Origin of the sequence: Sulfitobacter sp. 1A12157, from assembly GCF_043557345.1 — a bacterium.
Classification (GTDB): Bacteria; Pseudomonadota; Alphaproteobacteria; order Rhodobacterales; family Rhodobacteraceae; genus Sulfitobacter.
This window is the reverse complement of the sequence record NZ_JBIFFV010000001.1, coordinates 336295-363293: the sequence shown is the minus strand read 5'-3', so window position 1 is coordinate 363293 and position 26999 is coordinate 336295. Positions and strand designations below refer to the sequence as shown.

Here is a 26999-nt window from a genome sequence, read left to right as displayed (position 1 = left end):
GCTTCAGCCTTTGCTGCGCTTGTCGCGGGCGGCGAGGAGTTTGAGGCGCAGGGCGTTTAGCTGGATGAAGCCGGCGGCGTCTTTCTGGTCGTAGGCGCCGGCGTCGTCTTCGAAGGTCACATGGGCCTCGGAGTAGAGGCTGTGATCGGACCAGCGCCCGACGGTGCGGACATGGCCCCTGTAGAGCTTCAGGCGCACGGTGCCGGTGACATGGGTTTGGCTCGCGTCGATGGCGGCCTGCAGCATGGTCCGCTCGGGGCTGTACCAAAAGCCGTTGTAGATGAGCTCGGCGTATTTCGGCATCAGCTCGTCCTTGAGGTGCATGGCGCCACGGTCGAGCGTGATGGATTCGATGGCGCGGTGCGCTTCGAGCAGCAGGGTGCCGCCCGGGGTCTCATAGATGCCGCGGGATTTCATGCCGACGAAGCGGCCTTCGACCAGATCGAGGCGGCCGCAGCCGTGTTTGCCGCCAAGCTCGTTGAGTTTGGTCAGGATCGTGGCCGGCGACATCTCCTCGCCGTTGATGCTGACCGCGTCGCCGCGCTCGAACCCGATCTCGACGTATTCGGGCGTGTCGGGGGCATCTTCGGGGTTCACGGTGCGCTGGTAGACGTAATCGGGCGCGTCGACGGCCGGGTCTTCGAGCACCTTGCCTTCGGAGGAGGTGTGCAGCAGGTTGGCGTCGACCGAGAAGGGCGCTTCGCCGCGCTTGTCTTTGGCGATCGGGATCTGGTTCTGCTCGGCGAAGGCCAGAAGCTTGGTGCGGCTCGACAGATCCCATTCGCGCCAGGGGGCGATGACCTTGATGTCGGGGTTCAGCGCATAGGCGGCCAGTTCAAACCGGACCTGATCGTTGCCCTTGCCGGTGGCGCCATGGGCGACCGCATCGGCGCCGGTTTCCTCAGCGATCTCGACCAGACGCTTGGAGATCAGCGGGCGGGCGATGGAGGTGCCCAGCAGGTAGAGACCCTCGTAGACCGCATTGGCGCGGAACATCGGGAAGACGAAGTCGCGGACGAATTCCTCGCGCACATCTTCGATGTAGATGTTCTCAGGCGCAATGCCCATCATCTCGGCCTTTTTGCGGGCCGGTTCCAGCTCTTCGCCTTGGCCGAGGTCGGCGGTGAAGGTCACCACCTCGCAGCCGTATTCGGTTTGCAGCCATTTCAGGATGATCGAGGTATCGAGGCCGCCGGAATAGGCAAGCACGACTTTCTTGGGCGCGGACATGACGGGTTTCCTTTCAAGTTCGCCCTGCGAGGTAGCGGTTTTCGCGGGCGCGGGCAAGATTGAAGCCCGCGTTGACCTATGCTGGCTGCGCGCCTATCGACGGATGGCAGCAAGGAGAGCACAGATGGCGGATGAATTTGCACGAAAAGCACAGGCGGCGGCAGAGGCGCTGCGGGCCTTGTTCCCAGCGACACCGCTTTTGCGCAATGAGCATCTGTCGGAGCGTTTTGGCGCGGATATCTGGCTGAAACGCGAGGATCTGAGCCCGGTGCGCTCTTACAAGCTGCGCGGCGCTTTCAACGCGATGCGCAAGGTGATCCCGGGGCAAGGGGTTTTCGTCTGTGCCTCTGCCGGCAACCATGCGCAGGGGGTGGCTTTTGCCTGTAGCCATTTCGGGGTGCGCGGGGTGATTTTCATGCCGGTGACGACGCCGCAACAGAAGGTGCAGAAGACCCGCATGTTCGGCGGTGAGAATGTCGAGATCCGGCTGGTGGGGGATTATTTCGACGCCACGCTGGCCGCGGCGCAGGGTTTCTGTCGGGAGGAGGGCGCACATTTTCTGTCGCCTTTCGACGACGACGATGTGATCGAAGGGCAGGCGTCGGTCGCGGTGGAGATTGCCGCGCAGTTGGGCCGGGTGCCGGATCGGGTGATCCTGCCCGTGGGCGGTGGCGGGCTGTCTTCGGGGGTGGTCAGTTATTTCGGTGATGCCTGCGACTATACATTCGTCGAACCTGCCGGTGCGCCGAGCCTTGCGCGGGCGTTGGAGGCCGGTGCGCCGGTCGATGTCTCTCCGATCGACAACTTTGTCGATGGGGCTGCGGTGGCCAAGATCGGCGCGCGGACCTTTGAGCGTTTGCGCGGGGTGAACCTGGCGGATGTGGTGCATCTGCCCGAGGACCGGATCTGCGTGACGATCAATGAGATGCTGAATGTCGAAGGCATCGTGTTGGAACCGGCAGGCGCATTGTCGATTGATGCGCTGGGCGAGGTGGCCGATCAGATTGTGGGCAAGACGGTGGTTTGCGTGGCCTCGGGTGGTAATTTCGATTTCGAGCGTTTGCCCGAGGTCAAGGAGCGGGCGCAGCGCTATTCGGGCGTAAAGAAATATTTCATCCTGCGCCTGCCGCAGCGGCCCGGGGCGTTGAAGGAATTCCTGATGCTGCTGGGTCCGGAGGACGACATCTGCCGCTTCGAGTATCTGAAAAAGTCGGCGCGGAACTTTGGCTCGGTCCTGATCGGGATCGAGACGCGGCGGCCGGAGAATTTCAAACCGTTTCTCGAGCAGTTGGGGCAATCCGGCTTTACCTATACGGATATCACCAACGACGAGACCTTGGCGCAGTTCGTTCTGTAGAGACGGAAGGCCAGGGGGATTCACCTTCTGGTAAGGCTCGGCGGTTTAACTCGGCAAGGTCTGTTAGGATCGTGTCGCATGAAATTGGATATCCCCAGCCTGTCCGAAGCGGTGGCGGCGCCTGCTGTGGCGTCTTTGGTTTTGGTGGTCGAGGGGGAGGAGGCCCGGCGGGCCTGTCTTTCGACCGCGTTGAAGGGATGGGGATATGAGGTGGTTTCGGCCACCTCGGAAGCCGACGCTTTGGCCCTTTCTGCGCGGCGGTGGCCTGACATCGTGCTTTGCAGTGGCGCGATAGCGGGGCTGGATTTTTGCCGGGCTTTTCGGGGGGCCCCGCAAGGGCGAGGCAGTTATCTCATTCTGTTGGTCGACAGACAGGTGGAGGAGGTTGTGGACCGCGCCCTTGATGCGGGGGTCGACGATGTTTTGATGCGGTCCGCAGGCCTGCCGGAATTACACGCGCGTATATTGGCGAGCGCGCGTTTTCTGGCCATGCAGCGTGAGCTGACGCAGAAAAACCAACTGATTACCGAGACTTTGGATGTTCTGCGACAAGTGCATGCGCGGATCGACAAGGATTTGGTTGAGGCGAAGAAATTCCAGCAATCGCTGCTCCGCGAGCGTTATCGCGCCATGGAGGGGGGGAACCTGTCGATGATGCTGCGCTCTGCCGGGCATGTTGGCGGGGATTTGGTGGGCTATTTCCCTGTACGACCGGGGGTCGTGGGGTTGTTTGGCTTAGATGTGTCTGGACATGGAATCAGTTCGGCCCTGATGACGGCGCGGCTGGCGGGGTATCTGTCGGCGGCCACACCGGATCAGAACCTTGCGCTCACGCTTTTGCCCGGGGGGGGCATCGCGGCGCGTCCACCGGGCGAGGTGATCGCGGAACTGAACGATCTTGTCCTTCACGAAATGGAGACGGAACATTATTTCACGCTGATGCTGGCGATTGCCGACCTCAAGACCGGAGAGGTCACCGTGGCGCAGGCGGGGCATCCGCACCCGGCATTGCTGCGCTCGGATGGGCGGGTCGAACAGTCGGGCACCGGGGGCTTTCCGGTGGGGCTGCTCTCTGGGGTCGGGTTCGAAGACTATAAACTTCAGATGGCGCCCGGCGATCGTTTGTTGATCCTATCCGATGGGGTGACGGAATGCCCCGATCCGGGTGGGGAGATGTTGGGCGAAGAAGGGTTGGCCCGCATGTTGGGCGAATTGCGCCGCTTCAGCGGCCCGGCGCTGCTGAGTGCGCTGGTTTGGAAGCTTTCGGAATTCGCTGGTAGCCGCGGTTTCCCCGATGATGTCTCGGGGATATTGCTTGAGTATCACGGCGAGGGTTAGCGCAGGTGGCGTTGCAGGAACAGACGATCGCCTTCATTGGCGAGGGTTGCCAGCGCTTCGCTGGCCGATAGCACCAGCGTAGCGTGATGCGGCTCTGTCGGGGCGGCGATTTGGCGCACGGGGTGGGCGAGATAAACGTGGCAGATCTTCTGCGCCCAGAGGTCGTAATCCTTCATATAGGTAAAGCGGCGGAAAGCGCCCAACCGGCGCGGGCGGGCGATGCGCCAGCCGGTTTCCTCCAGCACCTCGCGGTGCAGCGCTTGCAGCGGGGATTCCCCCGCTTCGATACCGCCGCCGGGGAGTTGCACCTCGGCTTCCTCCGCCATTTCCAGCGTCATCAGAAAGCGGCGTTGCAGCGGCAGAATGGCATAGACGCCGGGGCGCGGCGTGTAGCTTTGGCCGGGCTGTGGTGTCTCACCTGTGCGTCGGATCATGTGCTGCCCCTTTTTCCATGGGTTGCTGCGCCTATATAGACGCGGTATGCCAAGCGGCCCCCGATAAGGAAACCCGATGACCCAAGGAACTAAAATCGCGTGGGACGATACCGTTCTGCCCTTTCAGCTTGATGATGTCGACATGCGCGGCCGCGTGGCGCGGCTTGATGGCGTGTTGGAAGGCATTCTGAAACAGCACGACTACCCGCCGCAGGTCGAAGCGCTGGTGGCCGAGATGGCGTTGCTGACCGCATTGATCGGCCAGACGATCAAGCTGCGTTGGAAACTGTCGCTGCAGGTGCAGTCCAAAGGTGCCGTTCGGATGATCGCGACCGATTACTACGGCCCCGATAAGGAAGGCGAACCGGCACGCATCCGTGCCTATGCCAGCTATGACGCGGATCGGCTGACCGATGACGCCCCGTTCGACCAGGTTGGCGAAGGCTATTTTGCGATCATGATCGACCAAGGCCAAGGCATGACCCCCTATCAGGGCATCACGCCGCTGGCGGGTGGGTCTCTGGCCGCCTGTGCCGAAGCCTATTTCGCCCAATCCGAACAGTTGCCGACCCGCTTTTCCCTGAGCTTTGGTAAATCGTCCGGCCCGGATGAGCCGGAGCATTGGCGCGCCGGTGGCATCATGTTGCAGCATATGCCCAAAGCCTCGCCCTTGGCGGCGTCGGGTGAGGGGAGCGGTGACATCCTCAAGGCCGATGATTTGGTCGAGGGCGATGAGGCCGAGGATTGGAACCGTGTGAACATCCTGCTCGGCACCGTTGAGGATTTGGAGCTGATCGGCCCCAGCGTTCCGCCGACCGATCTGCTGCTACGATTGTTTCACGAGGAACAACCGCGGGTCTATGACCCCCAGCCGGTGCGTTTCGGCTGCACCTGTTCCGAAGACCGCGTGCGGCAAAGCCTGTCGATCTACTCGGCCCGAGATATCGAAAAGATGACTACGGACGAAGGGCGGGTCACCGCCGATTGCCAGTTCTGCGGCGCGCATTACGACCTTGATCCGGCCACGGTCGGTTTCGACGCCAAGGCCTAATGTGAGCGACCGGTTCCAGTCCTTTCGCGAGGCGCTTGCCCAGACCGGGGTGGAATCCTCTGATTTCGATCTGAACCCAGAGGTCACCCTCCCCGAGGGGCGCGCCCTGCGCCCTGCGGGTGTGCTCGCCCCGGTGGTGGATACCGGTGCGCGGCTTGAACTGATCCTGACCAAACGCTCTTCGGCGCTGAAGCATCACCCCGGTCAGATCGCCTTTCCCGGAGGCAAGCAAGACGGCGGGGATGCGGATGTCATCGCCGCCGCCCTGCGCGAAGCCCGCGAAGAGATTGGCCTGCCGTCCGATATCGTCGATGTCTTGGGCGTGCTCCCGGCTCATGAGACGGTCACCGGCTTCAGCGTGACGCCCGTGATCGGCTATGTGACGCGCGATTTTACCGTGGAGCCTGAGCCCGGTGAGGTCGAAGAGGTGTTTCGCGTGCCGCTCGACCATGTGCTCGACCCCAGCAACTACCTTGTGCATTCCCGGCGTTGGCGCGGCCAGCGACGGTATTATTACGCCGTTCCCTACGGCCCCTATTACATCTGGGGTGCGACCGCGCGTATGTTGCGGGCATGGGCGACACGCATGAACAAATGATTCCCACCGGCACGCGCTGGCTATATGACGAAGACGCACAGCGGGTTTGCCGCGTGCTGCAGGATGGGGGGTATCCTATCTATTTCGTCGGCGGCTGTGTGCGCGATGCGCTGCTTGGCTTGCCGGATAGCGACGTTGACCTCTCTACCGAGGCGACGCCTGAAACGGTAATGGCGCTGGCCGAGGCTGCCGGGGTGAAGGCCGTGCCGACAGGGATAGACCATGGCACGGTGACGCTGGTCTCGGGCGGCAAACCCTTTGAGATCACCACTTTTCGCCGCGATGTAGAGACCGATGGCCGCCGGGCTGTCGTCGCCTTTTCCTCCGATATTGCCGATGATGCCCGCCGCCGCGATTTCACGATGAACGCGCTCTATGCCACGCCGGAGGGCTGTGTGATCGACCCTTTGGGCGGGCTACCCGACCTGCGCGCGCGCCGGTTGCGTTTCATCGAGGACGCAGGTCAGCGTATCCGCGAAGATTACCTGCGCACTCTGCGCTATTTCCGCTTCATGGCGTGGTATGGCGACCCTGAAGTGGGGCCAGAGCCGGAGGCGCTGAATGCCATCGCGTCGAATTTGGATGGGCTAGAGACGCTATCGGCAGAACGTGTGGGGCAGGAGTTCAAGAAACTTCTGCGCGCGCCTGATCCTGCCCCCGCACTGGCTCTGATGCGGCAAACCGGTGCTTTGCCCGTGCTTTTGCCGGGGAGTAATGACCGTTGGATTTCCATGCTTGTCCATTTCGAACAGGGTCTTGGCCTTGATCCCGATTGGCTGGTGCGTCTGGCGGCGCTGGGCGGGGAGGGTTTAACCGACCGTCTGAGGCTCAGCAAAGCAGAGGCCAAACATCTCATCCTGCTGCAAGAGCAGGGATTTGCAGGGCCACCACTGCCTGAGCTTGCCTATCGCCACGGGGCGGAGGTGGCCATCGGGGCGGCTTTGCTGCGGGGCTGTATGGCGGAGGACATGCCCGAGACCGCCGTGTTAGAGACAATAAAAGCCGCCGCTGCGGCCCGTTTCCCGGTAATGGCCAAAGACCTGATGCCGGCGTTCAAAGGCCCGGCTTTGGGCCAAGAGCTTGCCCGGCTCGAACAGCTTTGGGTCAACTCAGGTTTTACGCTGAGCAGAGCGGACCTATTGGCACGCCGCAGCTAGGTCGACATTGCGGGGAAATTCGTCTATCCAAAGCGCATTACGAGGGAGATGGGCGAAATGTACCGCGGGATCTGGTTCAGCTAAGCTGGCATAACCGTTGCCCCTTTGCGGCTTTGCTATTGGGCAGCGCCGAACATTTTGACATCTATTTTTCAAGGTCTCCCCATGTTTCGCTTTTTCGAAAATCTCGTCGATCCCTATGTCACCTATCGCGAAAAAGACGTCCCGCCCCAGGGGCTCTGGCCCTTTCTGCGGGACTATGCGCAGCCGTTCAAAAAGGTGTTCGCCCTCGCCAGCGTGATGGCGATCCTCGTCGCCGCGATCGAGGTTGGTCTGATCTACTACATGGGCCGCATCGTCGATCTGCTGGGCAGCGATCCCGCGCAGATGTGGGCGGACCGTGGGACCGAGCTGATCCTCGTAGCGTTGGCCGTGTTGTTGCTGCGGCCCATGGTGCAGGCGGTCGATGTGATGCTACTGAACAATGCCATCTTGCCGAACTTCGGGACGTTGATCCGTTGGCGGGCGCATCGTCATGTCTTGCGGCAATCCGTGGGCTGGTTCGAGAACGACTTCGCCGGGCGTATTGCCAACCGGATCATGCAAACGCCACCGGCAGCGGGGGAGGTGGTCTTTCAGGTCTTCGATGCGATTTCTTACTCGTTGGCCTATATGATCGGCGCGGCGATCCTGCTCTCCACCTCGGATATCCGTTTGTTAGTGCCGCTTTTGGGGTGGTTCATTCTCTATGGCGGCTTGGTGGCTTGGACGATCAAACGGGTTGGTCCCGCCTCTAAAGCGGCGTCGGACGCGCGCTCGCAGGTGACGGGGCGCGTGGTGGATGCCTATACCAATATCCATTCGGTCAAGATGTTCGCGCATCATGATCTAGAGGTGGATTTCGCGGGCGAGGCGATTGAAGAGGCACGGCGCACGTTTCAAGGTGAGATGCGTATTTTCACCATCATGGATGTGGTTCTGACCCTCCTCAACGGCATGTTGATCGTGGGCGTGGTCGGCTGGGCCTTGGTGCTGTGGATGGGGGCCGAGGCAAGTGTTGGTGTCGTCGCCGCTGCCGCCGCACTGGCTTTGCGGCTGAACTCCATGACCGGTTGGATCATGTGGGCGCTGTCGAGCTTTTTCCGCGAATTGGGTGTCGTCGCCGAAGGGATGGAGACCATTGCCCAGCCCCTCGCGCTCACTGACCGCCGCGACGCGCCGCCGCTGAAGCTGACCGAAGGGCGGATCGAAATGGCCGGGCTCAGCCATCACTACGGGCGCGACAGTGGCGGGGTTCAGGGCATCAATATCACCGTGCAGCCGGGCGAGAGGATCGGCCTTGTGGGCCGCTCGGGCGCGGGGAAATCGACCCTCGTGAAGCTGATACTGCGGTTCTACGACGCCGAAACGGGTGAAATCCGGATCGACGGGCAGGACATCGCGCAGGTCCGGCAAGACAGTCTGCGACGCCATATCGGCGTGGTGCAGCAGGATTCCTCGCTGCTGCATCGCTCGGTGCGGGAGAATATCCTCTATGGCCGCCCCGACGCAACCGAGGCCGAGATGATTGCGGCGGCGAAACAGGCGCAGGCACATGAGTTCATCCTCGATCTGACCGACCCAGAGGGGCGCGCGGGCTATGACGCGCGGGTGGGCGAGCGGGGCGTGAAGCTGTCCGGCGGGCAGCGGCAGCGGATCACGCTGGCACGGGTGATCCTCAAGGACGCGCCGATCTTGTTGCTGGACGAGGCGACAAGCGCGCTCGACAGTGAGGTGGAGGCCGTCATTCAAGAAACGCTCTATGGCATGATGGCGGGCAAGACGGTCATCGCCATCGCGCACAGGCTGTCGACGATTGCCGAAATGGACCGAATTCTGGTTCTGGATCAAGGCCGTATCGTCGAAGAAGGCAGCCATGACGCGCTTTTGCAGAAAGCTGGCCTATATGCAGCTTTCTGGCACCGTCAGTCGGGCGGTTTTCTCGCATTGGATGACAAGACGTGAGCATTTCGAACTGGATCAATCCGTTTCGCCCCGCCGAGGGGCCGCCACCGCAAACCCTTTGGGCCTTCATCCGCTGGTGCCTTGCGGGCGCTTGGCCGGTGCTCTGGCTCGCGGCATTCCTGTCGGCCGCCGCGGGCGCCATGGAGGCGGGCACGGCGTGGATTTTGGGCAAGGTGATCGATGCCACGGTCAGCGCGGGGCCGGAGCGGTTTTTTGAAGGCAGCAGTCTGGTTCTGGTCTTGGGCGCGATCGCCTTTTTCCTTGTGGCGCGTCCCGTGCTGTTTGGCCTTTCTTCGGCCTCCAACGCGATCATGGTGCAGCCCAATGTGAACCCGCTGGTGCTGTCGCGGCTGCACCGTTGGACATTGGGGCAGAACGTAAATTTCTTTGACGAAGATTTCGCCGGGCGCATCGCGCAAAAGCAGATGCAGGCGGCGCGGGCGGTGACGGATGTGGCCGCCGAGGTGATCAACGTGGTGGCCTTTGCGCTCGCCTCTCTCGTGGGGTCGGTGGCGCTGCTTTTGGCGATCGACTGGCGCGTGGCGGTTGGATTTTCCGTCTGGTTGGTGATGTATCTGGCACTGATCAACTGGTTCTTGCCGCGCGTGCGCAAGCGAGCCGCAGGCCGGGCCGGGGCGCGGGCGATGGTGTCGGGGCAGGTGGTCGATACGATCACCAACATCAAGACGGTGAAACTCTTTGCCCATGCCGATCACGAAGACCGCGCCGCACTTTCCGCGATGCAGAGCTTTCGCGCCCGGGCGTTGGAGTTTGGCTATCTCGCCGCCGGGTTCCGTCTGGCGCTGATGAGCCTTGCGGGGCTTTTGCCGGTTCTGCTTTTGGGCGGGACGATCCTGCTGTGGCAGCGCGGATTGGCGAGCGAGGGCGATATCGTCGCCTCCGGCGCCATCGCGATCCGCATCGCGCAGATGACCGGCTGGGTCTCTTTCACGCTGATGGCGATCTATTCCAATATCGGGGAGGTCGAAGACGGCATGCGCACGCTGACGCCGCGCGTGCGCCTCGATGATGAGCCTGATGCGCAGGAATTGGTGGTCGAGGCCGGGCAAATCGAATTACGCGATCTGGGCTTTGCCTATGGTCGCCAGACTGGGGGGATCGACCGCATTTCGCTGACCATCCAACCGGGTGAAAAACTGGGCATCGTCGGCGCTTCGGGGGCGGGGAAATCGACCCTCGTGGCGCTGCTTTTGCGGCTCTATGAACCGGAGCAGGGCAAGATATTGATCGACGGGGTAGATACCACAACGGTCACCCAAGAGAGCCTGCGCCGCAATATCGGCATGGTCACGCAGGAGACGGCGATGTTCAACCGCTCCGCGCGGGACAACATCCTGTACGGTCGCCCCGACGCGACAGAGGCCGAGGTCATTGCCGCCGCCGAACGCGCCGAGGCGCATGAGTTCATTCAGCAACTCGAAGATCATAAAGGTCGCCGCGGCTATGACGCGCATCTGGGCGAGCGGGGGGTGAAGCTCTCCGGCGGCCAGCGCCAGCGCATCGCCCTGGCCCGGGCGATCCTGAAAGACGCGCCGATACTGGTGCTGGACGAAGCGACAAGTGCGCTGGATAGCGAGGTGGAGGCCGCGATTCAGCAGACCCTAGACCGTGTGATGGAGGGCAAAACCGTGCTGGCCATCGCCCACCGTCTGTCCACCCTGACCGAGATGGACCGGATCATGGTGCTGGACGCGGGCCGCATTGCCGAGATCGGCAGCCATGCCGATTTGCTTGCCCAAGACGGGCTTTATGCGCGCTATTGGCAACGGCAGTCGGGCGGGTTTCTGGATGTGAAGGCGGCGGAATAGGCTTTCCCAGTCGCCTTTGCCGCGCTATGGGCAGGCTATGACAGAACATGAAATCTTGCGTCTCGGCCACCACGGCGATGGCATCGCCGAAGGTCCGATCTTTGCCCCGATGACCCTGCCGGGGGAAACCGTCACCGGCGTTGTCGATGGGCAGCAGCTTCGCGATGTGCGGATCGTCACCCCCTCCGACCAGCGGGTCGCGCCGCCCTGTCGCCATTTCAAATCCTGCGGCGGCTGCCAGCTGCAACATGCCGCGGATGATTTCGTGGCGGCGTGGAAGGTCGATGTGGTGCGCAATGCGCTTTCGGCTCATGGGTTAGAGACAGAATTTCGCCCCATCCAAACCTCCCCCGCGCAATCGCGCCGTCGGGCGACATTTGCCGCACGGCGGACGAAAAAGGGTGCCATGGCGGGCTTTCATGGCCGCGCCTCTGACGTATTGATCGAGGTGCCGGGCTGTCAGTTGGTCGATCCTGCCTTGCTCCCGGGGCTGAAGGTGGCCGAGGAACTCGCGCTGATCGGCACCAGCCGAAAGGCCGAATTGGCCGTCACCGTGACCCTGTCGGAAGAGGGGCTCGACGTCTCTGTCGCCAACGGCAAACCGCTGGACGGGCCGCTGCGGCAGCAATTGGCACAGGCATGTGAGGCGCTGGCGCTGGCCCGTTTGACATGGGATGGCGAGGTGATCGCGATGCGCGCGCCACCGGCGCAGCGCTTTGGCGGGGCGCCGGTCACGCCGCCGCCGGGCGCTTTCTTGCAGGCGACCCGCCATGGCGAAGCGGCCTTGCTCGATGCGGTCAAGGATGCCCTGGGCGAGGCCGAGGTCGTGGCCGATCTTTTCGCAGGTTGTGGCACCTTTGCCTTGCCCCTGGCGCAGCAGGCGCGGGTGCATGCGGTGGAGGGCGATGCCGAGATGATCGCCGCGCTGGAAGGGGGCTGGCGTCGGGCCAAGGGGGCAAAACCCCTCACCGCCGAGGCGCGCGACCTGTTTCGCCGCCCGCTTTTGCCGGATGAACTGGCCAAGATCGACGCCGTTGTGCTCGACCCGCCGCGCGCGGGGGCGGAGGCGCAGGTGGCCGAGATCATCCGCGCCGCGGTGCCGCGCGTGGCCTATGTCTCCTGCAATCCGGTGAGCTTTGCCCGCGATGTGCAGAACATGGTCGCGGCGGGCTATCGGTTGGAGTGGGTGCAGGTGGTGGACCAATTCCGCTGGTCGTCCCATGTGGAACTCGCCGCCTGTCTGACCCTACCTGAAAGCTGAGCCACGGGCCGATTTGGCACTGTGGCTCACAGCTTTTTGAGTGAAATTAATCCCTCTCTATGGTAACGCGAATAAAAAGGGCCGGAATGGCCAGGGCGTTGAGGGCACAGTGATGAAACGCAGGACAATGATACTTGGCGGCACCGCTATGGTGGCGCTTGGCGCGTGCAGCAGCAGCAAATTCAAACGCTACAACGGTCCCGAAGTGACCTATGTGGTTGTGAATAAAAGCCAACGCCGCATGATGCTGTTGCACCATAACCGTGTGCTAGAGGATTACCCGATCAGGCTGGGCTTTGCTCCGGTGGGTCACAAAGCCTTTGAGGGGGATGGGCGCACGCCCGAAGGGCTATACCGAATCGACCGGCGCAACCCGAACAGCCGTTTCCATCTTTCCGTCGGGATCGACTACCCGAACGCCCGCGATATCGAGAATGCCCGCGCCATGGGCAAAAGCCCCGGTGGCGATATCTTTATCCACGGGCAGAAAGACCCGCGGAAGAAGGAAAAGCACGACTGGACTTGGGGCTGTATCGCGGTCACCAACAAGGAAATCGAAGATGTCTACGCGATGGTGCGCGACGGCACGCCGATCCTGATCACGCCCTAAGCATCGTTCAAAACGACACCGGCCCCCGCAGGGGCCGGATCGGTCGGTTAATCAGGCAGAGATCAGTTGCCGACGACCAGCGTCCACCAGATCTTGCCACCGTTTTCCTGATACCAGGAAAAGCCCATCTGGCGGCCATCGGGGGCCATCAGAATGCGGCGCGTGTCAGGTTGTTCCATCCAAGCCGCGAGGGTCTCAAGCTCGGTCTCATAGGTTTCCGAGATCACCTCACCGACCAAACCGCCGGTATAGCCCACACGCTGGATACGATCGATGGGCGAGGATCCGTCGGAGCCGAAATGCCAAGGGCGGTTTTGCACCGACATGTCGCGCGAATGGGTCGCGGCAGCGGCGTTCAGCTTGGCATCCAGCGCCAGCGGCGTCACCCCGGCAGAGCTGCGCAGCGCGTTGACGGAATCGAGCATGCGGAACTGGATCGTACCCGCGTCGGAGCGGCTGATGCGGTAGGAACCGCCGGCTTTGCCGCCGGTCGTACTGGCGGGGGTACAGGCAGCCAGCGCAACCGTCAGCGCCAGCAGAATGGACAGGATACGGATCATATGAGCGCTCCACGCAATGAAGTTTTTTCTGCCTTACATCGGGGCGCGTTGCAGTTCAAACGCACATAGGCATGACTCTGCCGTGCGGCCCCGGTTTCAATTGAAACTGCGTCTTTCGAGCCATATAAGTGGCATTAATTAGCATAATTACAGTTTTGGAGACGCTCCATGTCCGCTCCCCGTTTTTCGATCAAGAGCCGCCGTGGCTTCCTCGCTGGCAGCGCCGCGATGCTCGCCGCACCCGCGCTGGCGCAAAGCACCTCATCTTTCAACTCCACCGCCACGACCGAGACGGAGCGTGATCTGACCGAAGCGGTCAAGCGCAATGTCTCGAGCTTCCGGATGCTGGATTGGCGCCCCTATTTCAGCAACACGCGCAATGGCGCGGTGCTGGTCGATATCGACAGCCGGGCGGTGCACTACTGGTCCGAGGATCAGAGCGTTTACAAACTTTACCCCTCCTCGGTGCCGCTGACCGAAGACCTCACACGCCGTGGCCGGACCCGTGTTATCAAAAAGGTCGAGGGGCCAAGCTGGCGTCCGACGCCCTCCATGCTCAAGCGCAATCCCGAATGGCCGCCCTATGTCGGCCCCGGCCCGGACAACCCTCTGGGCACCCATGCGCTGTACCTCAGCTGGACCTACTATCGTATCCACGGAACCCACGACACAAGAAAAATTGGACGTAAGTCTTCCAATGGTTGCATCGGGCTCTACAACGAACATATCGCCGAACTTTTTGCCCTGACAAAGGTCGGCACACAGGTGTTGCTAATTTGACGACATCCCCCTGATTCCTTGATGCAATAGCTGATTCCGGGTTTGCAAACTTTTGCCGATACTGTTTAGAACAGGATTACGAGGTAAGTCTTGGGTGCGTGTATGTATATGATACAGCACGCCTATTCTGGAGGTTATGTTATGAAGAAACTCGTTCTCGCCGCTGCTCTGTCCGCTGCTGCATCGACTGCTTTTGCTGGTTCGCTGGCCGAGCCGATCGTCGAAGCACCGGTCATCGTGGAAGAAACAACAGGTTCGTCCTCGGGCATCCTGGTTCCCCTGATCCTGCTGGCTCTGGTTGCCGCAGCTGTTGCTTCCGACTAATCGGAACTGACGATCAAACGGAAAAGGCGGTGCAATGCACCGCCTTTTTTGTATTCTGCGCAAGGTTCTGAAAAGGGGCCGCCGGCGCGACCCCAAAGCGGGATTAGACCCAGCCGGCCAGATTTTCACTGATGATCGTGGTCAGCGTTTCGATATGCGCCGCATCGTCGTTCAGGCAGGGAATATAGGTAAAATCCTCGCCGCCTGCTTCTTCAAAGCTTTCCTTGATCTCTTCGTTGATCTCTTCCAGCGTTTCGATGCAATCGGCTGAGAAGGCAGGCGCGCAGACGGCGATGCTTTTCTTGCCCGCCTTGGCCTGACGCGCGACTTCTTCGACGGTATAGGGTTGCAGCCATTCCTCCGGGCCGAACTGCGATTGGAAGGTCGTGATGATCTCGCTGCCGTCCCAGCCTAGCCGTTCTTTCAGCAGGCGCGTCGTCTTCTGACATTGGCAATGGTAGGGGTCGCCTTCAATCAGATAGCGCTGCGGCAGACCGTGGTAGGAGCAGACCAGCAGATCGGGCTTCTTGTCCTTCGCGGCATAGGCCCGTTCGACCGATTGCGCCAGCGCTTCGATATAGTCGGGCCGGTCGAAATAGGGGGCCACGGTGCGCGAGGCGGGTTGCCATTTCTCCTTCGCCAGAGCGGCAAAGAAAGCGTCATTCGCCGTCGCCGTGGTGGCCCCGGCATATTGCGGATAAAGCGGGAAAAACAATATCTTCTGGCATCCGGCGGCGACCATCGCCTCGACCTTGGAACGGGTCGAAGGGTTGCCATAGCGCATGGCGTAATCGACCATCACATCGGCCCCGTAGCGCGCTTCGATCGCCGCCTTGATCTTGGCGGTTTGCGATTTGGTGATTGTGGCCAGCGGGCTTTCGTTCTCGGCCTCGTTCCAGATGGATTTATAGGCCGCGCCGCTTGCGAAAGGGCGTTTGGTGAGGATCACCGTCTGCAACAGCGGTTGCCATTTCCACGGGCTGTAGTCGATCACCCGGCGGTCCGAAAGGAACTCGCTCAGGTAACGGCGCATCGACCAATAGTCATAGCCGTCCGGCGTGCCAAGGTTGGCGAGCAGAACACCAACCTTGGGACGCGGGACTTTGGGATGATCGCTGGGGCCGTGTTCGGGCCGGGTGGGGTCGGCTTGGGCGGATTGGGGCTGGGCTGCCTGCATGGGGGTTTCCTCGCATATGATCCGCGCAGAGATAGCCGCTTTGCCGATTGGGTCAATCGGGGAGGGGTTCCTCGCGACTATTCAGCGCATCTGCCAGCCGTTGCTGCGCCGATCCGGGGCGCAACGGTTTCTGTTGGCTTTCGTCCGGCGCCCAACCGGCAAGAAAGATCATGTCGAAGGTCGCCGTGATCCGGCCCGAGGCGGCGGTGAAATGCGTGGCGTAAAGCTCGGCCGCGCGGGTCAGCACGGCGCGGCCGGTGGGGCGGCGCAGCCGGGCTTGCAGGGCGTTGGTCTCTCCCATCTCGCGCAGGTCGCGCATCAGGGCCCATGCGTCTTCATATTCCACGGACAGCGGTTGGCTATCGGCCACGGGCAGGGCCAGCCCTGCGCGTTGCAGCAGCGCGCCCAGATCGCGCAGTTCGCCCATCGGGGCGATACGGGGCGACAGGCCGCCGGTCACTTCGGCTTCGGCCTGCCCAAGGCAGGCGCGCAACTCATGCAGGGTTTGCCCGCCAAGCGCCACGGCCTGCAACAGCCCGTCAGGGCGCAGCGCGCGGCGGCATTGGATCAACTGGCCAATGGGGTCATTCGCCCAATGCAGCCCCATGGCGTGGATCACCAGATCATGCGCCTGCGGTTCCAGCGCGAGCACCTCGGCCTCGGCGACGATCTTGGCCTTCGGGAAGGCCTCTGCCCAGACTTGGGGGAAGCCGGTCACGATGGCCGGTGCGGTAAACGTTTTCTTAACCAAACTGAGCCGATCCTGAACCTCAGCGGCGGCTGCCTGTTGCAGGAACATGCCCCGCGCCGTCGCGCGGGCGCGGTGCTGGGCGAGGGCCTTGGGGTCGGTCAGGGTGGGCTGTGCTGTCATGGGGAACACATAGAATGCCGCCACGGGGACTTCAAACAGCAGTGTCGCTTATCTATCCGCCGCGCTGTCTGGGATGCGGGGGGCTTGTCGATGCGGATTTCGAGCTCTGCGGCGCTTGCTGGCGGGATACGGCCTTTATCGGGGGGACGGTCTGCGATGCCTGCGGGCTGCCCCTGCCGGGTGGCGGCGATGTGGGTTCACCCCATTGTGATGCCTGTCTCGCCATGCCGCGCCCATGGGCGCAGGGGCGCACGGCGCTCATCTACCGCGATATGGGGCGCAGGCTGGTTCTGGCGCTGAAACATAGCGACCGGCAAGAGATCGCCCGCCCTGCCGCGCGCTGGATGGCGCAAGCGGCGCAGGGCATCTTGCCGCAAGAGGCGTTGATCGCGCCGGTGCCGCTGCATTGGCTCCGCTTGCTGAAACGGCGGTACAATCAATCGGCTCTGCTGGCCAAGGCGCTCTCGGCGGAAACCGGGCTCCGCTGGTGTCCCGATCTGTTGCAGCGGGTCCGGCATACGCCCTCGTTGGAGGGTTTGGGCCGTGCAGCCCGGTATCGCGTCTTGGAGCAGGCGATCCGCGTGCATCCGCGGCGGCGGCACCGTATCATTACGCGACCGGTGATCTTGGTGGACGATGTCTTTACCTCCGGCGCCACATTGACCGCCTGCACGCAGGCCTGTCTGGCTGCCGGGTCCGGCCCGGTTTTCGTGCTGGCACTGGCGCGCGTGGCCAAAGAGACCTAGATCACTGGGCAACGTTAACTGTTCAAAGGGTGATCCTATGCAACCTGTCGAAATCTACACGTCGCCGCTCTGCGGTTTTTGCCATTCCGCCAAACGCCTGCTGACCCAGAAGGGCGCGGCCTTTGACGAAGTCGATGTGCTGTCGGAACCAGAGCGTAAGAAAGAGATGATCCAGCGCGCCGGCGGTGCCCGCACCGTGCCGCAGATTTTCATCGGCGATGTGCATGTCGGTGGCTGCGATGAGCTTTATGCGCTGGACCGTGCCGGCAAGCTGGACGCATTGCTGAGCGACAGATGAAAATCGCGCTGCTGCAACTCAACGTCTCGGACGACCCCGCCGCCAACCTGGTCGAGACCCGCGCCCTGCTGCACGCGGCCGTGGCGGGCGGGGCCGAGTTTGTCTTGACCCCCGAGGTGACGAATTGCGTCAGCACCAGTCGGTCTCACCAACAGTCGGTGCTGGCCTATGAGGAAGACGATGCCACCCTCGCAGCCCTGCGCGAAGAGGCGGCGAAGGCGGGCATCTGGCTGCTGATCGGCTCGCTCGGTCTGAAAACGCGCGGGGGCGACGGGCGCTTTGCCAATCGGTGTTTCCTGATTTCCCCGCAGGGGGAGATCGTCGCGCGTTACGACAAAATCCACATGTTCGACGTGGATATCAACGAGACCGAAAGCTACCGCGAGTCCGCGGGCTATCGCCCCGGCGACAAGGCCGTGCTGGCCGAGACGCCTTTTGGCAAGATAGGCATGTCGATCTGCTATGACATGCGCTTCCCGGCGCTCTATCAAGCCTTGGCCGAGGCGGGCGCGCGTATCCTGACCATGCCTGCGGCCTTCTCTTCGGTCACCGGGGCTGCGCATTGGCACAGCCTGCTGCGGGCGCGGGCGATTGAGAATGGCTGCTATGTGCTGGCCCCGGCCCAGACGGGCACCCATGCCAGCACCGCGCATAAGACCCGCGACACCTATGGCCATTCGCTGGTCGTGGCCCCTTGGGGGGAGGTGGTGTTGGATGCCGGAACGGCCCCCGGCGTTTACTTTTGTGACATGGACATGGAAGAATGTGACAAGGCCCGCGCCAAAGTGCCCAGCCTTGCCAACCGCCGCCTCTTTGCCGCGCCCTGACCGGACCGAAAATGACCGACGATAAAAATACCCTTGCGATCATGTTGTTCGGAGAATTGCTGGCCGCCGACCAATCGGTGCGCAGCCGCCTGACACGGGTGCTGCCGCGGGGCATGGAGATTTCGCATTTCTCGGTGCTGAACAGCTTGTCGTGGCACGGCGGCGAACGCTCGCCCGCGCAATTGGCCGAGACATTCAATGTCACTCGCGGGGCGATGACCAATACGCTGAGCAAACTGGAGTGGGCCGGTTACGTCCATATCCGCCCCGATTGGGACGACGCGCGGCGCAAGATGGTCGCGATCAGCCCCGCCGGGCGGCAGGCACGGGATGCGGCGGTGAATGCGATCACGCCGATGATCTCGAACGTGGTGGGGGAGCTTGGCGAAGAACAGGTCCGCGCCACGCTCCCGATCCTGCGCGCGCTCAGACGCCAGTTGAGCCAGGGTTGAGGCCCGGATTAAGGCTGGCTGTAACGTAGTTCACGCTCAAATCCCGATCCGACAGGCGCCACGACCATGCGACGGGGTTAAAGACGAAACCCTTGCGGTCCACCGGCTCCAGCCCGGCGCGGCTCAAAAGATCGTAAAGCTCGTCCGGGGTGATGAACTTGTTCCAGTCATGGGTGCCCTTTGGCAGCCAGCGCATCACATGCTCGGCCCCGACAATCGCCATCATAAAGGACTTCGGGTTGCGGTTCAGGGTCGAACAGATGTGCAGCCCGCCGGGTTTCAGCAGGCGGCGGCAGGCGATCAGGTAGTCGATGGGAGATGCGACATGTTCGACCACCTCCATGTTCAGCACCACGTCGAATTTCTCACCGGCATCGGCCATGGTTTCGGCGGTGGTGTGGCGGTAGTCGATCTCCAGCCCCGATTGCTGCGCGTGGATCTGCGCCACGGGGATGTTGCCCGCCGCCGCATCCGCGCCCACCACATCGGCCCCAAGCCGCGCCATCGGTTCGGACAGCAACCCGCCGCCGCAGCCGATGTCGAGAATGCGCAGCCCCGCGAAGGGGGTGGGGGCCGTCAGATCGCGGTCGAACTCCCCCGCGATCTGGCTGGTGATATAGTCCAACCGGCAGGGGTTCAGCATGTGCAGCGGTTTGAACTTGCCGTTCAGATCCCACCATTCGGCGGCCATGGCTTCGAATTTGGCGATCTCGGCGGGGTCGATGGTTGATTGATCCGCTTGCATTCTGATCTCCCTGTGCTCTTTTGGGTTCAATGACTATATAGGGCGGCAATGGACAAGTATCCCGACCAAAAACGCGGCGCGCCGCATCTTTATCCGCCGGTTGAGCCTTTCGACCAGCGGATGTTGTCCGTAGGGCAGGGGCATCAGGTCTATGTCGAGCAATGCGGCAACCCCGAGGGCATTCCCGTCGTGGTGCTGCACGGCGGCCCCGGCGGCGGTTGCAGCCCGGCGATGCGGCGGTATTTCGACCCTAAGGTTTACCGCGTGGTGCTGTTCGATCAGCGCGGCTGCGGGCGCTCCACCCCGCACGCCTCGGTCACGGACAACACGACATGGCATTTGGTCGCGGATATCGAGCTGATTCGCACCACTCTCGGCATCGACAAATGGATGGTTTTCGGCGGCTCTTGGGGCGCGACGCTGTCGCTGATCTATGCCCAAGCGCACCCCGAAGCGGTGCGCCATCTGATCCTGCGCGGCGTCTTTTTGATGACGCAGGCCGAGCTTGATTGGTTCTACGGTGGTGGGGCCGGACGGTTCTGGCCAGAGCTTTGGGCACGTTTCGTGAACCTCATCCCCGAAGATGAGCGGCACGATCTGATCGCGGCCTATCACCGGCGGCTGTTCTCGGGCGATTTGCGGGTCGAGCAGGACTATGGCCGCGCCTGGGCCGCTTGGGAGAACGCGCTTGCCTCGGTGCATTCCGATGGCGTGTCCCATGGCGGTCCATCCGCCTATGCACGGGCCTTTTCGCGGTTGGAAAATCATTATTTCACCAACAATGGCTTTTTAGAATTCGACGGTCAGATCCTCGAACATATGGGGCGGATCGCGCATATCCCGGGGGTCATCGTGCAGGGGCGCTATGACATGATCTGCCCCCCTTCGGGCGCCTATGCGCTGGCCGAACGCTGGCCCAATGCCGACCTGCGGATGATCCGGGATGCGGGCCACGCCCTGTCGGAGCCGGGGATCAGTGCCGAATTGGTGCGCACGATGGATAGGATCGGGCAGCGATGAGCGGGCGCAACTCTCTGCTGGATCGCCGCGCGCTTTTCACCAGCGGTGCGGCGGCGGCCCTGCTGGCCGCGACAGGTGCGAGCGCAGGGGAGCCACCCCGGCGCGGCGGTCGTTTGCGGCTGGCGCTGTCGGGCGCCACGCGAGAGGATACTTGGGTCGATGGTCACGGGCTCTTCATGCAGGTCGCGCGTCAGGGCATGATCTTTGACACGCTGACCGAGGTTACCGGCAATGGCATCCTCAAGGGCGAGTTGGCGGTGGCTTGGCAGGCCAGCGATGGCGCGCGGCAGTGGCAGTTCGATCTGCGCCCCGATGTGCGTTTTCACGATGGTCACCCCCTGACCGCCCGCGATGTAGTGGCCAGCCTGCGCGGTCCGCTAGCGGGTGCCGAGGTCACGGTTCAGGACGATCTGCGCGTGCAGGTCACATTGGCGGCGGCGAATCCCGACCTGCCGCTGCTGCTGGCGCAATCGCGCTATGTGATCCGCCCCGCCCATGCGCCCGAGGCCGGGATCGGCACCGGGCTTTACCGTCTGCGGCGCTTTTCCGCCGGACGTCAGGTTTTGGCCGAACGGGTAGAGACGCATTACAAGGACGGCACCGCCGGGTGGTTCGATACGGTCGAACTGGTCTCGATCCCCGCCCGAGAAGTGCGGGCGCAGGCGCTGAGCGAAGGGCTTGTTGATGCAGCGGATTTACCCGCGCGGCCCCGTTACCGCGACCGGGGGGATGTGACCCTTCAGGCCGACAGCGCAGGCGGGGTCAGCGCATTGTCGGGCGATCTGCGTCAGCCCCCGAACCCCGGACGGCAAGCGCCTATGGACAACCTGCGCGCGCCCGAGCGGTGGTGGTTCGGCTGAGAGGGGTTGCAGTTTCGCCGCATTCGGCCTATATCCCCTTCAACAGCGGCGCTTCCGGGTCCAAACCGAAGGCTCCACCGAATTCGTGAACGGGCCGCGCGCCCGTTTTTTTGTGCCCAGTGAAAATGGATGTCTCATGTCGAATGACCTGATCGCCAAAGCCGCCATCGACCGCCGCCTGGCCGAGATCATCACCCCGGTGATCGAGGACATGGGCTTTGAACTGGTGCGCGTGCGCCTGATGTCGGGCAAGTCCACCACCCTGCAAGTCATGGCCGACCGGCCCGAGGGCGGGATCGAGGTGGATGAATGCGCCAAGATCTCGCAGGCCATCGGCGCCGTGCTGGATGTCGAAGACCCGATCTTGGACGAATATTCGCTTGAGGTCTCCAGTCCTGGCATCGACCGCCCGTTGACGCGGCTTAAGGATTTTGACGCTTTCGAAGGCTATGAGGCCAAGATCGAGACGACCGAGCTGATCGACGGCCGCCGCCGCTTTAAGGGTGAGTTGGCTGGCGTCGAGGGCGGCGAAGTGCTGATCAATGTCGAAGAAGGCACCATCGGGTTGCAATTCGACTGGCTCAGCGATGCCAAACTGGTTCTGACCGACGACCTGATCAAGGAAATGCTCCGCCAGCGCAAAGCGTCTGGTGCGATCGACGAAACCGATTTTGATGATATCGAGACTGAAGAGTCTGCTGAGGGAGACACCTAATGGCCATTACATCTGCAAACCAGCTTGAGCTGTTGCAAACCGCCGAGGCGGTGGCGCGCGAGAAGATGATCGACCCCGGTCTGGTCGTCGAAGCGATGGAGGAATCCCTCGCCCGCGCCGCCAAGTCCCGCTATGGCGCCGAGATGGACATCCGGGTCGACATCGACCGCAAGACCGGCAAGGCCACCTTTACCCGCGTCCGCACCGTGGTCGAGGATGACGAGCTTGAGAACTATCAGGCCGAGTTCACCGTGGAGCAGGCCAAGCAGTATATGGCCGATCCCAAGGTTGGCGATACTTTCGTCGAGGAAGTGCCCCCGGTCGAAATGGGCCGTATCGCGGCGCAGTCGGCCAAGCAGGTGATCTTGCAAAAGGTCCGCGAAGCCGAGCGTGACCGCCAGTACGAAGAGTTCAAAGACCGCGCCGGCACCATCATCAACGGTCTGGTCAAGCGCGAGGAATATGGCAACGTCATCGTCGACGTGGGCGCTGGCGAAGCGATCCTGCGCCGGAACGAGAAGATCGGCCGCGAAAGCTATCGCCCGAACGACCGCATCCGCGTCTATATCAAAGACGTGCGCCGCGAGCAGCGCGGCCCGCAGATTTTCCTCAGCCGCACCGCGCCTGAATTCATGGCCGAGTTGTTCAAGATGGAGGTGCCGGAGATCTATGACGGCATCATCGAGATCAAAGCGGTCGCCCGCGACCCCGGTTCGCGCGCCAAGATCGCCGTGATCTCGCATGACGGCTCCATCGACCCCGTGGGTGCCTGCGTCGGTATGCGCGGCAGCCGCGTGCAGGCCGTGGTGAACGAGCTTCAGGGCGAGAAGATCGACATCATTCCGTGGAACGAAGACCAGCCCACCTTCCTCGTGAACGCGCTTCAGCCCGCGGAAGTGTCGAAAGTGGTTCTGGACGAAGAAGCCGGCAAGATCGAAGTCGTCGTGCCCGAAGAGCAGCTGTCGCTCGCCATTGGTCGTCGTGGTCAAAACGTGCGTCTGGCCAGCCAGTTGACCGGTCTCGACATCGACATCATGACCGAAGAGCAGGAAAGTCAGCGCCGTCAGGCCGAGTTCGAACTGCGCACCAAGCTGTTCATGGACAACCTCGATCTCGACGAATTCTTCGCCCAGCTTCTGGTCTCCGAAGGTTTCACCAACCTCGAAGAAGTGGCCTATGTCGAAGTTGACGAACTGTTGGTCATCGACGGTGTGGACGAAGACACGGCGGGTGAGTTGCAGGCCCGCGCCCGTGACGTGCTTGAAGCGCAGAACAGGGCGGCGCTTGATAACGCCCGCGCACTGGGTGTCGAAGACAGTCTGGTTGAATTTGAGGGGCTGACCCCCCAAATGATAGAAGCGCTGGCCAAAGACGATGTCAAAACGCTGGAAGATTTCGCCACCTGTGCCGATTGGGAACTGGCTGGCGGCTGGACCACGGTCAATGGCGAGCGTGTCAAAGACGACGGCGCGCTTGAGCCCTTTGATGTTAGCCTTGAAGATGCGCAGGCCATGATCATGACCGCGCGCGTCATGCTGGGCTGGGTCGACCCGGCCGAGCTTGAGGGCGACGCGGAAGAAGACGACGTAGAAACAGACGGCGAAACCGCCGAGGAGGCCGAGGCCTAATCGGGCCTCGGGGGTTGCACATGGGACGCGGTGGCGCCTCGAAAGACCGCTCAGACGGTGCGGAACGCAAGTGCATCGCCACGGGCGAGGTGCAGCCGAAACACGGGTTGATCCGTTTCGTGATCGGCCCGGACAATCAGGTGTACCCGGATATTCTGGGTAAACTGCCGGGCCGGGGCATCTATGTCGCGGCGGATCGTGCGGCGCTGGAATTGGCCATCAAGAAAAAGGCCTTTTCCCGCTCGGCGAAACAGCCGGTTACCCTGCCCGACGGGCTGGTCGACGAGGTCGAGCAGCAGTTGGCGCGCCGGGTGGTCGAGTTGATCTCGCTCCAGCGCAAGGCGGGCAAGGCGGTCGCCGGTTACGAAAAGGTCAAGGGTTGGTTACAAACCGAAGAGGCCGAAGTATTGATACAGGCCGTAGATGGGTCAGGGCGCGGTAAGTCCAAGCTGAGCACCCCACACTATGGTCATTACATCGGTTGGTTGACAGCCGATGAATTGGGTTTGGCATTCGGTCGCCAAACTGTGATACATGGGGCGCTCGCCTCTGGTGGACTCACGCAACGTGTTGTAGAGGAAGCCGGTAGACTTAAAGGCGTGCGCGTAAACGAGGGTGGCAACGGCCATCCGAAAGGATAGACGAGCTTCATGAGCGATAGTGACGGCAAGAAAACATTGGGTCTGCGCGGTGGCGCACGTCCGGGGAACGTAAAGCAAAGCTTTAGCCACGGGCGTACCAAAAACGTTGTGGTCGAAACCAAGCGCAAACGTGTTGTGGTGCCCAAACCGGGTGGCCAGAAATCAACAGGTCCGGGCGCCGGGCCGATTGGCGATCCCAAGAAGCGCCCCGCAGGCATCACCGATGCCGAGATGGAGCGCCGTCTGAAGGCCGTTCAGGCCGCCAAGGCCCGTGAGGCCGAGGAAGCCGCGCAGCGTGAAGCCGAAGAAAAAGCCCGCGCCGAAGAGCGTGAGCGTCGCCGGGCCGAGCTTGAGGCCAAAGAGCGCGAAGAGCGTGAGCGCGAAGAAAGCCTCAAGGCCAAGGCCGAGGAAGACGCCCGTCGCAAGGCAGAGGCCGAAGCGGCGGCTGCTGCCCCCGCGCCGGAACCTGCCGCTGCACGCGAGCCGGGCAACAAACCTGCGCCCGCCGCCACGCCGCGCAAAACCACCGACCGTGACCGCGACGACACCAAGAAGCGCAGCAAAGGTGGCGACAGCCGCCGCGCGGGCAAGCTGACCGTCAATCAGGCACTTGCCGGTGGCGAAGGTGGCCGTCAGCGCTCCATGGCGCAGATGAAGCGCAAGCAAGAACGTGCGCGTCAAAAAGCGATGGGTGGTCAGGTCGAGCGTGAAAAGATCGTGCGTGACGTGCAACTGCCGCCCGCCATCGTGGTCTCTGAACTCGCCAACCGTATGGCCGAGAAGACCGGCGCGGTGGTCAAGGCACTGATGCAAAACGGCCTGATGGTGACCCAGAACGAAACCATCGACGCCGATACAGCTGAACTGATTATCGAGGAATTCGGCCACAAAGTGGTGCGCGTTTCCGACGCCGATGTCGAAGATGTCATCAAAGAGGTTGAGGACGATCCGAAGGATCTGCAATCGCGTCCCCCGGTCATCACGATCATGGGCCACGTCGACCACGGCAAAACCTCGCTGCTGGACGCGATCCGCAACGCCAAAGTTGTGGCGGGCGAAGCCGGTGGCATCACCCAGCACATCGGCGCCTATCAGGTGAAAACCGACAATGGCACCGTGCTGTCCTTCCTCGACACGCCGGGTCACGCGGCCTTCACCTCCATGCGCTCGCGCGGGGCTCAGGTGACGGATATCGTGGTTCTGGTGGTCGCGGCGGATGACGCTGTGATGCCGCAGACGGTCGAAGCGATTGCCCACGCGAAAGCGGCCAAAGTGCCGATGATCGTGGCGATCAACAAGATCGACAAACCCGCCGCCAATGCCGACAAGGTCCGTACCGACCTGCTTCAGCACGAAGTCATCGTCGAGAAGATGTCGGGCGACGTGCAAGATGTCGAAGTTTCGGCGGCCACGGGTCAAGGTCTGGACGATCTGCTCGAAGCCATCGCGCTGCAGTCGGAAATCCTCGAACTCAAGGCGAACCCGAACCGGGCCGCCGTAGGTGCAGTGATCGAAGCGCAGCTTGACGTGGGCCGCGGCCCCGTCGCGACTGTGCTGGTTCAGAACGGCACGCTGCGTCAGGGTGATATCTTCGTCGTGGGTGAGCAGTACGGTAAGGTTCGTGCGCTGATCAACGACCAAGGCGAGCGCGTCAAAGAAGCCGGGCCCTCGGTGCCGGTGGAGGTGCTGGGCATCAACGGCACGCCCGAGGCCGGTGACGTATTGAACGTGACCGAGACCGAAGCGCAGGCCCGTGAGATTGCCGAGTATCGCGCACAGGCCGCCAAGGACAAACGTGCCGCTGCCGGTGCGGCCACCACGCTGGAACAGCTGATGGCCAACGCCAAGGCGGATGAGAACGTGAGCGAGCTGCCGATCTTGGTCAAGGCCGACGTGCAAGGTTCTGCCGAAGCCATCGTTCAGGCGATGGAAAAGATCGGCAACGACGAAGTCCGCGTTCGGGTTCTTCACTCCGGTGTGGGCGCGATCACCGAGACGGATGTCGGCCTTGCCGAAGCCTCCGGCGCGCCGATCATGGGCTTCAACGTGCGTGCCAATGCCTCGGCCCGGAACACGGCCAACCAGAAAGGCGTCGAGATCCGTTACTATTCGGTCATCTATGACCTTGTGGATGACGTCAAAGCGGCTGCAAGCGGCCTGCTCAGCGCCGAGATCAAAGAGAACTTCATTGGCTACGCCAATATCAAAGAGGTCTTCAAGGTCACCGGTGTGGGCAAAGTCGCAGGCTGTCTGGTCACCGAGGGCGTCGCCCGCCGCAGCGCCGGTGTGCGTCTGCTGCGCGACAACGTCGTGATCCACGAAGGCACGCTGAAGACGCTCAAGCGCTTCAAAGACGAGGTGCCCGAGGTTCAGTCCGGTCAGGAATGCGGCATGGCATTCGAAAACTACGAAGACATCCGTCCCGGCGATGTGATCGAGATTTTCGAACGCGAAGAAGTGACCCGCACCTTGGCCTAAGCCGAGCG

At 62.4% G+C, this 26999-nt stretch carries 27 protein-coding genes; 21 read left to right on the top strand and 6 right to left on the bottom strand.

Annotation, left to right across the window (positions count from 1 at the left end):
• Positions 1-3: 3 nt before the first annotated feature.
• Entirely contained in the window at positions 4-1230 is a 1227-nt protein-coding gene (locus ACGYLC_RS01840) for an argininosuccinate synthase (RefSeq protein WP_394421334.1), read from the bottom strand.
• 124 nt (positions 1231-1354) lie between these two features.
• Between ACGYLC_RS01840 and ilvA the strand changes: the two genes are divergently transcribed.
• Positions 1355-2587, top strand: a complete 1233-nt coding sequence (gene ilvA, locus ACGYLC_RS01835; protein WP_394421333.1) for a threonine ammonia-lyase IlvA — start codon at positions 1355-1357, stop codon at positions 2585-2587.
• A 78-nt stretch (positions 2588-2665) separates the two neighbouring features.
• On the top strand, positions 2666-3925 hold the full coding sequence (locus tag ACGYLC_RS01830; RefSeq protein WP_394421331.1) for a PP2C family protein-serine/threonine phosphatase: 1260 nt from the start codon (positions 2666-2668) through the stop codon (positions 3923-3925).
• Here ACGYLC_RS01830 and ACGYLC_RS01825 read toward each other — a convergent pair.
• The gene (locus tag ACGYLC_RS01825) at positions 3922-4359 is read right to left on the bottom strand and encodes an NUDIX domain-containing protein (RefSeq protein WP_394421329.1); all 438 of its coding nucleotides are present in this window, start codon (positions 4357-4359) and stop codon (positions 3922-3924) included. The two genes, ACGYLC_RS01830 and ACGYLC_RS01825, sit on opposite strands and share 4 nt — an antisense overlap.
• Positions 4360-4435: 76 nt before the next feature.
• Between ACGYLC_RS01825 and ACGYLC_RS01820 the strand changes: the two genes are divergently transcribed.
• The 7 genes from ACGYLC_RS01820 to ACGYLC_RS01790 all read left to right on the top strand — a co-directional run bounded on the left by ACGYLC_RS01820 (position 4436) and on the right by ACGYLC_RS01790 (position 12869).
• Positions 4436-5410 carry an Hsp33 family molecular chaperone HslO gene (locus ACGYLC_RS01820; protein WP_394421328.1) on the top strand — a complete coding sequence of 325 codons (975 nt, stop codon included), beginning with the start codon at positions 4436-4438 and terminating at the stop codon, positions 5408-5410.
• A 1-nt stretch (position 5411) separates the two neighbouring features.
• A complete protein-coding gene (locus ACGYLC_RS01815) occupies positions 5412-6008 on the top strand; it encodes a CoA pyrophosphatase (RefSeq protein WP_394421326.1) in 597 nt (198 codons plus the stop codon).
• Positions 6005-7165: a CCA tRNA nucleotidyltransferase gene (locus ACGYLC_RS01810; RefSeq protein ID WP_394421324.1), complete on the top strand. Its 1161-nt coding sequence runs from the start codon at positions 6005-6007 to the stop codon at positions 7163-7165. Before ACGYLC_RS01815 ends, ACGYLC_RS01810 begins: the two co-directional genes overlap by 4 nt.
• 165 nt (positions 7166-7330) lie before the next feature.
• Entirely contained in the window at positions 7331-9169 is a 1839-nt protein-coding gene (locus ACGYLC_RS01805; RefSeq protein WP_394421322.1) for an ABC transporter ATP-binding protein, read from the top strand.
• Complete coding sequence (locus tag ACGYLC_RS01800) at positions 9166-10998, top strand: ABC transporter ATP-binding protein (RefSeq protein WP_394421320.1); 1833 nt, start codon at positions 9166-9168, stop codon at positions 10996-10998. The genes ACGYLC_RS01805 and ACGYLC_RS01800 overlap by 4 nt, the downstream gene beginning before the upstream one ends.
• Positions 10999-11035: 37 nt before the next feature.
• Complete coding sequence (locus ACGYLC_RS01795; protein WP_394421318.1) at positions 11036-12259, top strand: class I SAM-dependent RNA methyltransferase; 1224 nt, start codon at positions 11036-11038, stop codon at positions 12257-12259.
• Positions 12260-12371: 112 nt separating this feature from the next.
• The gene (locus ACGYLC_RS01790) at positions 12372-12869 is read left to right on the top strand and encodes a murein L,D-transpeptidase family protein (RefSeq protein WP_394398204.1); all 498 of its coding nucleotides are present in this window, start codon (positions 12372-12374) and stop codon (positions 12867-12869) included.
• Positions 12870-12931: 62 nt separating this feature from the next.
• Here ACGYLC_RS01790 and ACGYLC_RS01785 read toward each other — a convergent pair whose 3' ends face one another.
• Positions 12932-13429: a CAP domain-containing protein gene (locus ACGYLC_RS01785; RefSeq protein WP_394421317.1), complete on the bottom strand. Its 498-nt coding sequence runs from the start codon at positions 13427-13429 to the stop codon at positions 12932-12934.
• 168 nt (positions 13430-13597) lie between these two features.
• On the opposite strand from ACGYLC_RS01785, the gene ACGYLC_RS01780 reads away from it, so the two are divergent.
• Entirely contained in the window at positions 13598-14209 is a 612-nt protein-coding gene (locus tag ACGYLC_RS01780) for a L,D-transpeptidase (protein WP_394398200.1), read from the top strand.
• Between the two features lie 141 nt (positions 14210-14350).
• The gene (locus ACGYLC_RS01775; protein ID WP_067261136.1) at positions 14351-14533 is read left to right on the top strand and encodes a hypothetical protein; all 183 of its coding nucleotides are present in this window, start codon (positions 14351-14353) and stop codon (positions 14531-14533) included.
• A gap of 103 nt (positions 14534-14636) precedes the next feature.
• Here ACGYLC_RS01775 and hemH read toward each other — a convergent pair whose 3' ends face one another.
• Both hemH and ACGYLC_RS01765 read right to left on the bottom strand, forming a co-directional pair.
• On the bottom strand, positions 14637-15710 hold the full coding sequence (gene hemH, locus ACGYLC_RS01770; RefSeq protein WP_394421315.1) for a ferrochelatase: 1074 nt from the start codon (positions 15708-15710) through the stop codon (positions 14637-14639).
• Between the two features lie 52 nt (positions 15711-15762).
• On the bottom strand, positions 15763-16581 hold the full coding sequence (locus ACGYLC_RS01765) for a methyltransferase domain-containing protein (protein WP_394421313.1): 819 nt from the start codon (positions 16579-16581) through the stop codon (positions 15763-15765).
• Between the two features lie 14 nt (positions 16582-16595).
• On the opposite strand from ACGYLC_RS01765, the gene ACGYLC_RS01760 reads away from it, so the two are divergent.
• From ACGYLC_RS01760 to ACGYLC_RS01745, 4 genes are read left to right on the top strand one after another with little or no spacing between them, the layout of a single operon-like run.
• The gene (locus ACGYLC_RS01760; RefSeq protein WP_394421312.1) at positions 16596-17327 is read left to right on the top strand and encodes a ComF family protein; all 732 of its coding nucleotides are present in this window, start codon (positions 16596-16598) and stop codon (positions 17325-17327) included.
• A 37-nt stretch (positions 17328-17364) separates the two neighbouring features.
• Complete coding sequence (gene grxC, locus ACGYLC_RS01755; protein WP_067265371.1) at positions 17365-17625, top strand: glutaredoxin 3; 261 nt, start codon at positions 17365-17367, stop codon at positions 17623-17625.
• Positions 17622-18452 carry a carbon-nitrogen hydrolase family protein gene (locus ACGYLC_RS01750; RefSeq protein ID WP_394421310.1) on the top strand — a complete coding sequence of 277 codons (831 nt, stop codon included), beginning with the start codon at positions 17622-17624 and terminating at the stop codon, positions 18450-18452. Before grxC ends, ACGYLC_RS01750 begins: the two co-directional genes overlap by 4 nt.
• Before the next feature lie 11 nt (positions 18453-18463).
• A complete protein-coding gene (locus ACGYLC_RS01745; protein WP_067265366.1) occupies positions 18464-18904 on the top strand; it encodes a MarR family winged helix-turn-helix transcriptional regulator in 441 nt (146 codons plus the stop codon).
• Here the strand turns inward: ACGYLC_RS01745 and ubiG are convergent.
• Positions 18879-19649, bottom strand: coding sequence for a bifunctional 2-polyprenyl-6-hydroxyphenol methylase/3-demethylubiquinol 3-O-methyltransferase UbiG (gene ubiG / locus ACGYLC_RS01740; protein WP_394421308.1), 771 nt, complete (start codon positions 19647-19649; stop codon positions 18879-18881). The genes ACGYLC_RS01745 and ubiG overlap by 26 nt on opposite strands.
• A gap of 48 nt (positions 19650-19697) precedes the next feature.
• Between ubiG and pip the strand changes: the two genes are divergently transcribed.
• The 6 genes from pip (at position 19698) to infB (ending at position 26991) form a co-directional block, all read left to right on the top strand.
• Complete coding sequence (gene pip, locus ACGYLC_RS01735; RefSeq protein ID WP_394421306.1) at positions 19698-20669, top strand: prolyl aminopeptidase; 972 nt, start codon at positions 19698-19700, stop codon at positions 20667-20669.
• Entirely contained in the window at positions 20666-21529 is an 864-nt protein-coding gene (locus ACGYLC_RS01730; RefSeq protein ID WP_394421305.1) for an ABC transporter substrate-binding protein, read from the top strand. Before pip ends, ACGYLC_RS01730 begins: the two co-directional genes overlap by 4 nt.
• A gap of 136 nt (positions 21530-21665) precedes the next feature.
• Positions 21666-22244, top strand: a complete 579-nt coding sequence (rimP, locus tag ACGYLC_RS01725; protein WP_067265355.1) for a ribosome maturation factor RimP — start codon at positions 21666-21668, stop codon at positions 22242-22244.
• Positions 22244-23872 carry a transcription termination factor NusA gene (gene nusA / locus ACGYLC_RS01720; protein WP_394421304.1) on the top strand — a complete coding sequence of 543 codons (1629 nt, stop codon included), beginning with the start codon at positions 22244-22246 and terminating at the stop codon, positions 23870-23872. Before rimP ends, nusA begins: the two co-directional genes overlap by 1 nt.
• Positions 23873-23892: 20 nt before the next feature.
• Entirely contained in the window at positions 23893-24513 is a 621-nt protein-coding gene (locus tag ACGYLC_RS01715) for an RNA-binding protein (protein WP_394398180.1), read from the top strand.
• Between the two features lie 9 nt (positions 24514-24522).
• Positions 24523-26991, top strand: coding sequence for a translation initiation factor IF-2 (gene infB, locus ACGYLC_RS01710; protein ID WP_394421302.1), 2469 nt, complete (start codon positions 24523-24525; stop codon positions 26989-26991).
• Positions 26992-26999 lie beyond the last annotated feature (8 nt).